The organism is Streptococcus sp. 68, assembly GCF_013277415.1.
In the GTDB taxonomy this organism is placed as follows: domain Bacteria; phylum Bacillota; class Bacilli; order Lactobacillales; family Streptococcaceae; genus Streptococcus.
Window position 1 is genome coordinate 36,308 of sequence record NZ_VMMX01000015.1, and the last position, 12,393, is coordinate 48,700.

Below are 12,393 nucleotides of genomic sequence, written 5' to 3' on the forward strand. Positions count from 1 at the left end.
TTTATACTCAATGAAAATCAAAAAGCAAACTAGGAAGCTAGCCGCAGGCTGTACTTGAGTACGGCAAGGTGAAGCTGACATTGTTTGAAGAGATTTTCGGAGAGTATTACTTGATTACAATTTACCTGCTACTGCATCCAACAATTCTTGGATTTTAGCTTGGTTGCTTCCTCCTGCCATGGCCATGTCTGGTTTACCACCACCACGTCCATCGACGATTGGTGCCAATTCTTTGACAAGGTTTCCTGCATGAAGGTCTTTTGTCTTGCTTGCTACAAGGACATTGACTTTGTCACCGATAGCGGCAACTAGGACAAGAAGATCAGAGTAGTCTTTTTGTTTCCAGTTGTCCGCAAAGGTACGAAGAGCACCTGCATCTGATACAGAAACTTGGCTAGCAATGTAACGGTGACCGTTGACTTCCTTAACATCCTTGAAGATGTCTCCTGCGGCTGCAGCTGCGGCTTTTTCCTTCAACTCAGCATTTTCTTTTTGCAATTGACGAAGTTGTTCTTGAAGTCCTTCTACTTTATGAGGCACTTCCTTGACTTGAGGTGCTTTCAAGGTTGCTGCGACGGCTTTAAGAGCGTCTTCTTGTTCACGGTAGGCTTCAAAGGCTTCCTTACCAGTTACAGCCAAGATACGGCGAGTTCCTGATCCGATCCCTTCTTCTTTGACAATCTTGAAGAGACCAATTTCAGAAGTGTTGCCAACGTGAGTACCACCACAAAGCTCGATAGAGTAGTCACCGATAGTCACGACACGGACTTCCTTGCCGTATTTCTCACCAAAGAGGGCCATAGCTCCCATTTCTTTGGCAGTGTCAATATCCGTTTCAACTGTCTTCACTTCAAGAGCTTCCCAGATTTTTTCGTTGACTTGCTGCTCAATCGCACGCAATTCTTCAGCAGTTACTGCTTGGAAGTGGGTAAAGTCAAAGCGAAGGAATTCAACTTCGTTAAGAGATCCTGCTTGTGTCGCATGGTTTCCAAGAATGTTGTGAAGAGCAGCGTGAAGCAAGTGAGTCGCAGTGTGGTTTTTCATAACACGGTGACGACGATTTGTATCAATTGCCAAGGTATATTCTTGGTTCAAGGCAAGTGGTGCATGGACTTCAACCGTGTGAAGGGCTTGTCCGTTTGGTGCTTTTTGAACATTGGTCACAGTAGCCACAACCTTACCTGACTCATCCAAGATTTGTCCGTGGTCAGCGACCTGTCCACCCATTTCAGCATAGAATGGCGTTTCCGCAAAGATAAGTGAGGCAGTTCCTTCTGATACAGCTTCTACTTCTGCATTGTCAGCCACGATAGCCACCAATTTAGAAGACAATTGGCTAGCATTGTAGTTGAAGACACTTTCCACAGTGATGTTTTGCAGGGTTTCATTTTGCATCCCCATTGAGCCGCCCTTAACAGCTGACGCACGCGCACGTTCTTGCTGTTCTTTCATGGCTGCTTCAAATCCTTCACGGTCCACAGTCATACCAGCTTCTTCAGCGATTTCTTCAGTTAATTCAACTGGGAATCCATAAGTGTCATAAAGTTTGAATACATCTGAACCAGCGATAACAGATTGACCTTTTTCTTTCAAGTCAGCTACGATGCCTTGGGCAAAGTGTTGACCTGAGTGAAGGGTACGGGCAAATGACTCTTCCTCGCTCTTAACGATTTTCTCAATAAAGTCACGTTTTTCAAGCACTTCTGGGTAGTAGCTTTCCATGATTTTCCCAACAGTTGGAACCAGTTTATAAAGGAAAGGCTCGTTGATTCCCAGTTTTTGACCATGCATAGACGCACGACGAAGGAGACGACGAAGGACGTAACCACGACCTTCATTTCCTGGAAGGGCACCATCACCGATGGCAAATGACAAAGAACGGATGTGGTCAGCGATGACCTTAAAACTCATGTTGTCGCCATCTTGGTCATAGATCTTACCAGACAATTTCTCCACTTCACGAATAATAGGCATGAAGAGGTCTGTTTCAAAGTTAGTCTTAGCACCTTGGATAACGGCCACCAAACGCTCCAAACCAGCGCCCGTATCAATGTTCTTGTGTGGCAATTCCTTGTATTCGCTACGAGGAACAGCAGGGTCTGCGTTAAATTGTGATAAAACGATGTTCCAGATTTCGATATAACGGTCGTTTTCGATATCTTCTGCAAGCAAACGAATACCGATATTTTCTGGGTCAAATGCTTCTCCACGGTCAAAGAAAATCTCTGTATCAGGTCCAGAAGGTCCAGCACCGATTTCCCAGAAGTTGTCCTCAATAGGAATCAAGTGACTTGGATCCACTCCCACTTCAATCCAGCGGTTGTAAGAATCTTTATCGTCTGGATAGTAGGTCATGTACAGTTTTTCAGCTGGGAAGTCAAACCACTCAGGGCTTGTCAAAAGCTCATAAGCCCAAGTGATGGCTTCGTCACGGAAGTAATCCCCGATAGAGAAGTTCCCCAACATTTCAAACATGGTATGGTGACGCGCAGTCTTCCCTACGTTTTCGATGTCGTTGGTACGGATAGCCTTTTGGGCATTTGTAATACGTGGATTTTCAGGGATAATAGTCCCGTCAAAGTATTTCTTAAGGGTTGCTACCCCAGAGTTAATCCACAAAAGAGTTGGGTCATTTACAGGAACCAAACTCACTGATGGTTCTACTGAGTGACCTTTGGTCGCCCAGAAATCAAGCCACATTTGTCGGACTTGTGCACTAGATAGTTGTTTCATATTGTCTCCTTATTTACTTGTTTAATGTGATTGGCTTTCCAGCATTTCCACATAGTCAATCGCGACACAGAGGGAAATGACTAGGTCTGCATAAGCATCCTCAAGAACCGTTACGGTATAGGTAGAGGTCAGATGGAAGAGTTCCTTCTTAATTTCCGCAATCAGCTGATCGCGATCATCCAGCAATTTGAAATCCAAATCCCAGATATTGCCCTCGATACGAAGACCTAGATTATCAAACTCATACTTATCTCGCCAGAAGGTCAACTTCTTACGAATGACAAAACTCGAGCCATCCCTAAGCTGAATCTCAAAACGAGGAAGCAAGGTCAAGATTTCTTTACTGATCTGACTGACTTGTTCACCAGCCACATCATAGATGGTAAAAGTTTTGGGAATCTTAAAAAATGATCCCTCCACCTGATAGGCGATTTCTCCCCTGTCATCCTTGATAGCGAAGCGTTCGCCTCCAAGACGAAACTTTTGTTTGACAAGAAATGTTTTCATCAACACCTCCAAAAATCAAAAGACAAGCTCATATCACGAAGGGCGAAAAACCGCGGTACCACCTTCATTCAATGAACTTGTCATTCTCTTGTTCTTATGCAATTGTTAAATTGAGTAGCATGACTTTCTAGCTTAGATGGCTCGCAGCACCGCCATTTCTCTGGACTAAGACAAGAGAAAATCAATTCTCAACTTTCTTATTATAACGTTTTTTTAAGTTTGCGTCAACTGGAAATGATTCCTATTTAAATAACCCATTCCCTACATCTCAGATTACTTTTTCAGAATATACTTTTTCTTACTGCCATTTTTCTTTTTATCCCAACTTTTATCCCAAGTTTTTGAATATTTCATAATAAAAGACACCAAATTATTTAATTTTGGTGTCTTTATCTGCTCTCTAAATATTTTAAATTGTTTATTTCTTAAGATTTTTTACTATTAAAAAAATGATGATTAGAAAGAGAGTTATAGTAAGAGCGACTGTCATCAAACCAAACATTCCCATTTTACTTCACCAGTGTAACTAGATAGTCTGCGTCGAGCTCTGCTCGAAGAGCTCCGTCCCAACTTGGGCCGTTAATCCAAGGAACACTGAGTTGAAATGTGAAATATGCTGTTGCTCTCCTATTACTTTCATGCACTAAATTTGCGGAGTTTGTGCCTACTAGATGGAAATACCATAAATCATATGCGCTGGTAATGTTACGAGTATCTATTGTGATATAGAAGCCACAGTTAAATATCCCGCGTCTGTAACTTATATGATAAGTTCCGTTACTAGCTTTTTCACTACCAACTTGTGCCCATCTAAAACTGGTTCTAGGTCTGTCAGCAACCTTTGTAACGGTAATTACATTTTCTTCCCCAGAATTATCTGTAAATACTTGTGTAGCAGAATCCCCGACTTTCATTACTAAAGATGTTCTTGTTTCATAACTACCGTTATTGTCAATATTTTCATCTGCCTTTGTAGTTGAAAATGTTGTTAAAAACAATAAACTAGCAACTGCTGTTAAGAAAATCATAAACTTCTTTTTCATGATTTATTCCTCCTATCTTTTTTAAAAGCATAGAATATTTAGAGAGTTTCTTGTGTTTGTGTTTACGCTTACATTATACCATAAAATATTGTTATTGCAAAGAAAAAGAGTTAAAAAAACGAACCAGCTCTAACTGATTCGTTTCGTGACTGCTAACTCCTACTTCCGATACATTTTAAACTGCAGGAAGAGGTCGCTATATTTTCCTGTCCATTTATGGTCAAATTTTTCATAAACTTCTAGGTGTTTCATGGTCTCAGCATCTGGATAGAAGGCCTTGTCTTCTTTTTTCTCCTCTGGGAGCAGTTCCTTAGCTGGTAGGTTTGGTGTTGAATAGCCGACATACTCCGCATTTTTCAGAGCATTTTCAGGTTTCAACATAAAGTTGATAAAGGCATAGGCTGCGTCTTGGTTTTTGACTGTTTTGGGAATGACCATATTGTCAAACCAAAGGTTGCTGGCCTCCGTCGGAACCACATAGCGTAGATTTTCGTTTTTTTCTAGCATTTGACTGGCTTCTCCAGAGAAGGTCACACCGATTGCAGCATTATTCTGAATAATGTAACCCTTCATCTCGTCCGCCACAATAGCCTTGATATTTGGAGTGAGCTTGTAAAGCTTATCCACTGTCTCTTCCAACTGTTGGGTATCCTTGGAGTTGAGGCTGTAACCGAGGGAATTGAGACCCAGACCCAGCACCTCACGCGCCCCATCAAAGAGCATGATAGAGTTCTTATACTCTGGTTTCCAGAGGTCATCCCAATGCTCAGGCGCTTCATCTACCATGGTTTCATTGTAGACAATACCCAAGGTACCCCAGAAGTAAGGGATGGAGAATTTATTGCCTGGGTCAAAGGACTGGTTGAGGAACTCTGGTCCAATATTTTCAAGACCTTCAAGTTTTGAATAATCAAGCGGAACTAAGAGATCTTCGTCCTTCATCTTGTTAATCATGTATTCACTAGGGATGGCAATATCGTAGGTCGTTCCACCCTGCTTAATCTTGGTATACATGGCTTCGTTGGAGTCAAAGGTCTCATACTGGACTTGGATGCCTGTTTCTTCTGTGAATTGCTCCAAGAGTTCTGGATCGATGTAGTCCCCCCAGTTGTAGATAACCAATTTTTGACTATCTCGACTATTGATTTTACTATCTAAATGCGTCGCAATTCCCCACAAGACCAGGATAATCGCAGCAATTCCTGCTAAAAATGAATAGAGTTTTTTCATGCTTGCTCCTCCTTCTCACGTGAGATAAAGTAATATCCAACAACTAGGATAATACTAAAGAGAAAGACAAGGGCAGACAGGGCATTGATTTCTAGCGAAATCCCCTTACGAGCACGAGAATAAATCTCGACTGACAGGGTTGAAAAGCCATTTCCCGTTACAAAGAAGGTCACGGCAAAATCATCTAGCGAATAGGTGAAAGCCATGAAATAACCTGCAATGATAGACGGAGTCAGGTAAGGAAGCATGATTTCCTTGAACATCTGAAATTGACTGGCCCCCAAGTCATAAGCCGCATGAATCATATCTCCATTCATTTCCTTGAGACGAGGCAAGACCATCAAGACGACGATAGGAATGGAAAAGGCCACATGACTAGATAGAACGGTCAAAAAGCCAAGTGAAAACTTGAGTTGGGTAAAGAGAATCAAGAAGCTGGCACCAATCATAACATCAGGCGCAACCATGAGGATATTATTGAGTGATAGAAAGGCTTCCTGGTATTTCTTACGAGACTGGTAGATATAAATAGCTCCAAAAGTCCCGATAATGGTCGCAATCAAGGCTGACAGAAAGGCCAATAAAAAGGTCTGGGTCACAATCAACATAAGGCGACCATCGCCAAACATGGTTTTAAAATGGCTCAAGCTAAAGCCTGTAAAGCTATTCATGTCATTGCCTGCATTAAAGGCATAGCCAATCAGGTAAAAAATCGGCAGGTAGAGGACAAGAAAGACCAGTCCTAGATAAAGGTTGGCAAATTTTTTCATCGTTCTCTCCTTTCCTTGGTCACCCACATGGTGATGAACATGGTCAGGATGAGAATCACACCGATGGTTGAACCCATACCGTAGTTGTCATTGGTCAGGAAGTTCTGCTCAATGGCTGTTCCCAGCGTGATAACGCGGTTCCCACCAATCAAACGGGTCAGCATGAAGAGACTCAAACTTGGGATAAAGACCGATTGGACCCCACTTCTCACTCCGTTCATAGATAGAGGGAAGATGACATGACGGAAGGTTTCCCACTTGGTCGCACCAAGGTCGTAGCTGGCATTGATGAGATTGTTATCCATATCGTCCAAGATATTGAAAATCGGCAAAATCATAAAGGGAAGCTCGATGTAGCTTGCGACAAAGATAAAGGAGAAATCGGTAAAGAGCAACTGTTGTGAGCCGATTCCGATAAATTCCAAGAACTGGTTAATAGAGCCATTCTGACCAAAAATTCCGATAAAGGCATAGGCTTTAAGGAGCAAATTGATCCAGGTTGGCAGGATAATCAGCATGAGCCAGAGTTGACGGTGCTTGAGACGGGTCAAAAAGAGGGCTGTTGGATAGCTGATAAGCAGTGTCACTAGAGTTACAATTCCTGCATAAAGCACTGAGTTGAAACTCATTTTGAGATAAGTCAAGTTTTGTGACGCAAAGTAAGATCTATAGTTTTCTAAACTAAACTGGCCTTCGATATTGAAAAAGGATTGTCCGAAAATCAAGACCAAGGGTGCCAACACAAAGAGGGCAATCCAGAGCATGTAGGGCACTACAAAGAGTTTAGAGCTTGTTTTCTTCATCTCTTTCCTCCTCGATTGCATTGATCAGACCTGCTTCTTGCTCTTCGATTTCCACATATTCTTCGATACGGGCATCGAACTCTTCTTCTGTTTCATTGAGACGCATGATGTGGATGTCTTCTGGTTCAAAATCCAGACCGATTTCCTCACCCACGATGGCCTTACGGGTTGAGTGGATCATCCATTCATTTCCAAGTTCGTCATAGGCGATAATTTCATAGTGCACCCCACGGAAGAGCTGGGTATCGACCTTAACTTGGAGCTTGCCTTCTTCAGGAAGGGTAATACGCAAGTCCTCTGGACGAATAACGACCTCAACAGGTTCATTTAGCTTCATACCCCCATCGACTGCTTCAAAGCGTTTGCCGTTAAACTCAACCAAGTAGTCCTCAATCATGGTTCCTGGCAAGATATTTGACTCACCGATAAAGGTGGCAACAAAATGGTTAATCGGCTCGTCGTAGATGTCCACAGGAGTTCCAGACTGGACAATCTCGCCATCATTCATAACGAAAATCCAGTCACTCATGGCGAGAGCTTCTTCCTGATCGTGAGTGACAAAGACAAAGGTAATGCCCAATCGTTGTTGCAGTTCACGCAGTTCATACTGCATATCTGTTCTTAATTTCAAGTCCAGCGCTGATAAAGGCTCGTCCAACAAAACCACACGGGGTTGGTTGATGATGGCACGGGCGATAGCCACACGCTGACGTTGTCCTCCAGAGAGTTTACGGATGGAACGTTTTTCGTAACCTTCCAACTGAACCATCTTGAGAACTTCCGCTACACGTTGCTCGATTTCTTTCTTGTCAATTTTACGCAAGCGAAGTGGAAAGGCAACATTTTCAAACACATTCATATGTGGAAACAAGGCATAGGATTGGAAGACAGTATGGACGTCTCGCTTGTTGGTTGGGATGTCATTGATACGAACACCGTCCAGCAAAATATCTCCTGTCGTCGCATCCAGTAAACCTGCAATAATGTTTAGGATGGTTGATTTCCCTGAACCAGATGCGCCTAGAAGGGTATAGAATTTCCCTTCTTCCAACTCAAAGTTGATGTCTTTGAGAACCTTGGTGTTGCTGTCTTCAAAAACTTTTGAGACGTTTTTGAATTCGATAATTGGTTTTTTCAATTGTCATTTATTCCTTCTTTTTCATAGATTAACAGATCAGGGCTCTGTCAGGCCACTACTACCTCGTGTAGGAGATTGAACTGCCTACATTCTTCTGCACTAACGATAGGCTTTCACCCCCTTTCCATGACATAGCAGCAGCTTTTCAACTACAGCTTCTTACTTGCTTTCACCTAAAATACGGACTTCTCTTTCAAGCGTGATACCTGAGTGTTCCTTGACTTTTTCGATAACCGATTGGATCAAGTCCTCGTAGTCTTTAGCCGTTCCATCTGCGACATTGATCATAAATCCTGCGTGCTTTTCTGAGACTTCTACGCCACCGATACGATAGCCTTTCAAGCCAGCTTCTGAAATTAACTGACCTGCAAAATGCCCGACTGGACGCTTAAAGACCGAGCCACAAGATGGATATTCTAAAGGTTGCTTGAGTTCACGTAGGTGCGTCAAGCGGTCCATTTCTTGCTTGATAACCTGATGGGTTCCTGGAGCAAGGGCAAATTTAGCTGACAAGACAATTGCACCAGACTCCTGAATGGCTGAATAGCGGTAACCAAAAGCCAAATCCTTGGCAGACAGGGTCTCGATTTCTCCATCCTTAGTCAAGACCTTACAAGACTGCAAGATGTGGGCAATCTCGCCACCATAGGCACCTGCATTCATGAAAACAGCTCCACCGACGCTCCCTGGAATGCCACAAGCAAACTCAAAACCAGTCAAACTATGACGGAGGGCAATGCGAGTTGTTTCAATCAAGTTGGCCCCTGCTTCAGCTTCGATGGTATAGCCATCAACGGAAACGTTATTGAGCTTGTCACACAAGATGACAAATCCACGAATCCCACCATCACGAACGATGATATTGCTGGCATTGCCAAGAACCATCCAAGGGATATTTTCTTGATTGGCAAATTTAACAAGGCGAGCCAACTCAAAACGATTTCGTGGAAAGACCAAATAATCGGCCTCTCCACCTACTTTTGTATAACTATAACTATGCAAGGGTTCCTTGAAACGGATATCAATTCCTTCTAAGATTTCAAGCATGTTTTCTTTTACAGACATGTCACTCTTCCTTTTACAAAATTCATTCCATTATACCATTTTTAAGACCATTTGACGACCCTAAAAAAATCTTGGGCTTATTTTAAACAAAAAAAGAGGTTTCCCCCTTTTTTTTATGATTTTTTGCAAAAGATTGCCTTGGTTCCATAGGCAAGCAGAACAAGTTCAAGTGCTAGGACAACTTCAACCAAGACTGGATTTGTCAACCAGCCAACTTGGACTAGAGATGGTGCCAGATCAAAGAAGGCATGTAGGCCATAGGCTGCTAGGAGATAAATCCATTTCTTCTGGCGAACAGCTTGGTAAACCCAAACAGTCAAGAGTAATTGGAAACCTAGGGCCAAGATTCGCTCAAAACCAAGCAAATAAATCTGCCAGACTGATAGCGACTGGATAGTTTTCAACATATTTTCAGACAGCAATTGCATGACCTGTGGATTCTGCGTTTGAACTGCTGAGAGAACGATGTAGAGATTGAACAAACTAGCAAGGCCTAGGAAAATCAATTCCAAGCCACCATGCCCCAGTCCATAGGCCAAGGCATCTGCCTTTTCCAAACTTCTCTTTTTCTCCAACCATTTGAAGAAAACAAGACGAGCAGTTTCCTCAAAAAATGCTGCCATGGCTAGGCCATAGATGATATAGACAAGCGGATGATCCTGCAAGAGGGCAACACTACCGTCTTTTTGAGGATGCAAAACCAAGATATGAACCAGTTTTTCCAAAATCTGTGAAGAGACAAAGAAGGCGACAGCCCCCAAACCCAAGACAGCTAGATTGATCTGATATTTCTTTTTGGCATACCAAATGCTTCCTAGCAAGAGAGCCAGCAACAGCACCATGGTAATGATAATATGAGTGGTCATTTTCGTCTCCTATTCTGCCTTTTCAATATCTTTTCTCATCTCGTCAACATTGAACTTGGCAAACAAGTATTGACGATCTTGGACTGGAAAACGTTGGTCCAACTGGTCAACAGCTCCCACCTCAATAATGCCTTCCTTGATGACAAAGTCCATGACATGCCCACCAAAGGTCAAATCATCTGAAATGAAGTGCAGATGGTAGCCTGCTACACTGACTCCATGAAAAATCTCTGGCGTCCAGAAACCAACAATGGTTCCTGCCACATTGTCACGACTATATTCCGGTTGATGGGTTGCGACATCAGCAAACTTGGTATCTGGTGTCGACTTGGGAATCATGCGAACATGCATATGCGAAAATTCCCCACGAATCTTGATAGAGCGGAAAAGATTTTCCCCGTCATAATAAGACTCGATTCGCTCTTCCAATTCCTTGTCCGTCATCTCAAAGCGCTGGCGGAAAATGACCTCTGCCTGATGCGGTACTACTGCTGCGTAAGGAATAAGGGCATCTGGTGATACTTCTACAATTTCTGGTTGTTCTCCTGAGCCTTTGGCCTGATAGGCCTTGCCATCTAAGACAATCAATTCTCCATCAATGGAATCCAAGGTTCCCAAACCAAGGTCACCATGCTCTAGCAATTCTCCCACTGTCATGGTACCACCATAAAGGCCGGCCATCAAGGCTCCAAGGGTATTGTATTGAAATAATTTCACTGGTTCCTGCACGTTCTTATCCATTCACTTTCTTGTCTGTTATTCTATAAATCTTACTCCTAAGTATACCACATTTGCCCCTGGATGTGAACGAGAGAAACACTCTAAACATTGCCAAGAAGGAAAAAAAAAGGTACAATGTAACAAAATCAAGGGAGGTCTGGAATGAAGAAACAAAGCAAGTACCAAGAGGTCGTTTCCTATCTGAAAAACGGTATCGAGTCTGGACGCTTTCCAACGGGAAGCCGCCTGCCTTCTATCCGTCAACTGAGCCTTGACTTTCATTGTAGCAAGGACACTATTCAACGCGCCCTGCTGGAATTACGGCACGAACAATACCTATATGCCAAGCCCCAGAGTGGTTACTATGTCCTAGAACAAGGGCAACATCAAGACCTTGAAATCGAGGTTACCGATGAACATGCCAGCGCCTATGACGATTTCCGACTCTGTGTCAATGAAACCTTGATTGGCCGGGAAAACTACCTCTTCAACTACTATGACAACCAAGAAGGTTTAGAAGACTTAAGACAATCCATTCATAAACTCCTCTTTGACCAAGCTCTCTACTGCAAGGCTGATCAACTGGTACTGACTTCTGGCACCCAACAAGCCTTATTTATCCTCTCTCAAATTTCCTTTCCTAGCCAAGCCAAGGAAATCTTGGTGGAACAACCGACCTATCATCGGATGAATCGTCTCTTGATTGCTCAGGGATTGGATTATCAAACGATCGAACGAGGCATTGATGGGATTGACTTGAAGGAGCTGGAGCGACACTTCAAGACAGGAAAAATTAAGTTTTTCTATACCATTCCTCGATTTCACTATCCTCTAGGCCATTCCTATTCTGAGCAGGACAAACGGGCTATCCTTGACTTAGCTACCAATTATGGTGTCTATATCGTAGAGGACGACTATCTGGGTGATTTGGACTCTAAAAAGGGCCAGACCTTCCACTATCTGGATACAGAGGAGCGCGTCATTTATATCAAGTCCTTCTCAACCAGCCTCTTTCCAGCCCTGCGGATAACAGCACTCATCCTTCCAAATGCTATCAAAGAAGCCTTTGTGGACTACAAAAATATCCTAGACTACGATAGCAACCTTATCATGCAAAAGGCCCTGTCACTCTATATTGACAGTCAATTATTTGAGAAAAATCGTCTGGCTCGCTTGTCCAATCAGGAAGACTACCAAAAAAAAATCGAGGAAAGGCTAGCTAACACTCCTTGTCCCCTTCCTCATTTCCCGCTTCACGATGGTTTATTACTTGACCTGAGACAGTATCCTAAAATCGCCAGTCTCAAACACAGTCAACTGGGCTTAGACTTCTTTGAGAAGGCTTACTTGGATGCCTGCCCTTATCAATTTGCCAAGGTGTCCTTAGAAAATCTGGAAAATGTTTTAAACTATTTAAAAGCAGAATTGGACTGACTTCCAACTCTGCTTTTTTCTTATACTCTTCGAAAATCTCTTCAAACCACGTCAGCGTCGCCTTACCGTAGATATATGTAACTG

Annotated in this window: 11 protein-coding genes; 1 reads left to right on the forward strand and 10 read right to left on the reverse strand. The window is 42.9% G+C overall.

The genetic code is table 11. The features are described 5' to 3' along the window. Positions 1 to 114: 114 nt before the first annotated feature. From alaS to budA, 10 genes are all read right to left on the reverse strand, one after another. Complete coding sequence (alaS, locus tag HT720_RS09055) at positions 115 to 2,733, reverse strand: alanine--tRNA ligase (RefSeq protein WP_173275848.1); 2,619 nt, start codon at positions 2,731 to 2,733, stop codon at positions 115 to 117. A 21-nt stretch (positions 2,734 to 2,754) separates the two neighbouring features. Beyond that, positions 2,755 to 3,240, reverse strand: a complete 486-nt coding sequence (locus HT720_RS09060) for an LURP-one-related/scramblase family protein (RefSeq protein ID WP_173228992.1) — start codon at positions 3,238 to 3,240, stop codon at positions 2,755 to 2,757. 509 nt (positions 3,241 to 3,749) lie between these two features. Then, complete coding sequence (locus HT720_RS09065; protein WP_023939759.1) at positions 3,750 to 4,283, reverse strand: DUF5626 family protein; 534 nt, start codon at positions 4,281 to 4,283, stop codon at positions 3,750 to 3,752. 159 nt (positions 4,284 to 4,442) lie between these two features. Continuing rightward, on the reverse strand, positions 4,443 to 5,513 hold the full coding sequence (locus HT720_RS09070) for an ABC transporter substrate-binding protein (RefSeq protein ID WP_173275851.1): 1,071 nt from the start codon (positions 5,511 to 5,513) through the stop codon (positions 4,443 to 4,445). Continuing rightward, on the reverse strand, positions 5,510 to 6,283 hold the full coding sequence (locus HT720_RS09075; protein WP_125447978.1) for an ABC transporter permease: 774 nt from the start codon (positions 6,281 to 6,283) through the stop codon (positions 5,510 to 5,512). The genes HT720_RS09070 and HT720_RS09075 overlap by 4 nt, the downstream gene beginning before the upstream one ends. Beyond that, a complete protein-coding gene (locus HT720_RS09080) occupies positions 6,280 to 7,086 on the reverse strand; it encodes an ABC transporter permease (protein WP_173275853.1) in 807 nt (268 codons plus the stop codon). The genes HT720_RS09075 and HT720_RS09080 overlap by 4 nt, the downstream gene beginning before the upstream one ends. Then, the gene (locus HT720_RS09085; RefSeq protein WP_173275857.1) at positions 7,067 to 8,224 is read right to left on the reverse strand and encodes an ABC transporter ATP-binding protein; all 1,158 of its coding nucleotides are present in this window, start codon (positions 8,222 to 8,224) and stop codon (positions 7,067 to 7,069) included. The genes HT720_RS09080 and HT720_RS09085 overlap by 20 nt, the downstream gene beginning before the upstream one ends. Before the next feature lie 159 nt (positions 8,225 to 8,383). Further along, positions 8,384 to 9,289 (reverse strand): UDP-N-acetylmuramate dehydrogenase, encoded by a 906-nt coding sequence (murB, locus tag HT720_RS09090; RefSeq protein WP_173275859.1) that lies wholly within the window; start codon positions 9,287 to 9,289, stop codon positions 8,384 to 8,386. 113 nt (positions 9,290 to 9,402) lie between these two features. After that, positions 9,403 to 10,155: a YhfC family glutamic-type intramembrane protease gene (locus tag HT720_RS09095; RefSeq protein WP_173275862.1), complete on the reverse strand. Its 753-nt coding sequence runs from the start codon at positions 10,153 to 10,155 to the stop codon at positions 9,403 to 9,405. A gap of 9 nt (positions 10,156 to 10,164) precedes the next feature. Continuing rightward, positions 10,165 to 10,896, reverse strand: a complete 732-nt coding sequence (gene budA, locus HT720_RS09100; RefSeq protein WP_173275865.1) for an acetolactate decarboxylase — start codon at positions 10,894 to 10,896, stop codon at positions 10,165 to 10,167. A 141-nt stretch (positions 10,897 to 11,037) separates the two neighbouring features. Between budA and HT720_RS09105 the strand changes: the two genes are divergently transcribed. Next, positions 11,038 to 12,309, forward strand: coding sequence for a PLP-dependent aminotransferase family protein (locus HT720_RS09105; RefSeq protein WP_173275868.1), 1,272 nt, complete (start codon positions 11,038 to 11,040; stop codon positions 12,307 to 12,309). Positions 12,310 to 12,393: the final 84 nt, after the last annotated feature.

Excerpts from the sequence above, each read along its gene's own strand:
- HT720_RS09105 (WP_173275868.1), top strand. The coding sequence starts at position 11,038 with ATGAAGAAACAAAGCAAGTACCAAGAGGTCGTTTCCTATCTGAAAAAC.
- HT720_RS09065 (WP_023939759.1), bottom strand. The coding sequence starts at position 4,283 with ATGAAAAAGAAGTTTATGATTTTCTTAACAGCAGTTGCTAGTTTATTG.
- alaS (WP_173275848.1), bottom strand. The coding sequence starts at position 2,733 with ATGAAACAACTATCTAGTGCACAAGTCCGACAAATGTGGCTTGATTTC.
- HT720_RS09095 (WP_173275862.1), bottom strand. The coding sequence starts at position 10,155 with ATGACCACTCATATTATCATTACCATGGTGCTGTTGCTGGCTCTCTTG.
- murB (WP_173275859.1), bottom strand. The coding sequence starts at position 9,289 with ATGTCTGTAAAAGAAAACATGCTTGAAATCTTAGAAGGAATTGATATC.
- HT720_RS09060 (WP_173228992.1), bottom strand. The coding sequence starts at position 3,240 with ATGAAAACATTTCTTGTCAAACAAAAGTTTCGTCTTGGAGGCGAACGC.
- HT720_RS09070 (WP_173275851.1), bottom strand. The coding sequence starts at position 5,513 with ATGAAAAAACTCTATTCATTTTTAGCAGGAATTGCTGCGATTATCCTG.
- budA (WP_173275865.1), bottom strand. The coding sequence starts at position 10,896 with ATGGATAAGAACGTGCAGGAACCAGTGAAATTATTTCAATACAATACC.
- HT720_RS09080 (WP_173275853.1), bottom strand. The coding sequence starts at position 7,086 with ATGAAGAAAACAAGCTCTAAACTCTTTGTAGTGCCCTACATGCTCTGG.
- HT720_RS09075 (WP_125447978.1), bottom strand. The coding sequence starts at position 6,283 with ATGAAAAAATTTGCCAACCTTTATCTAGGACTGGTCTTTCTTGTCCTC.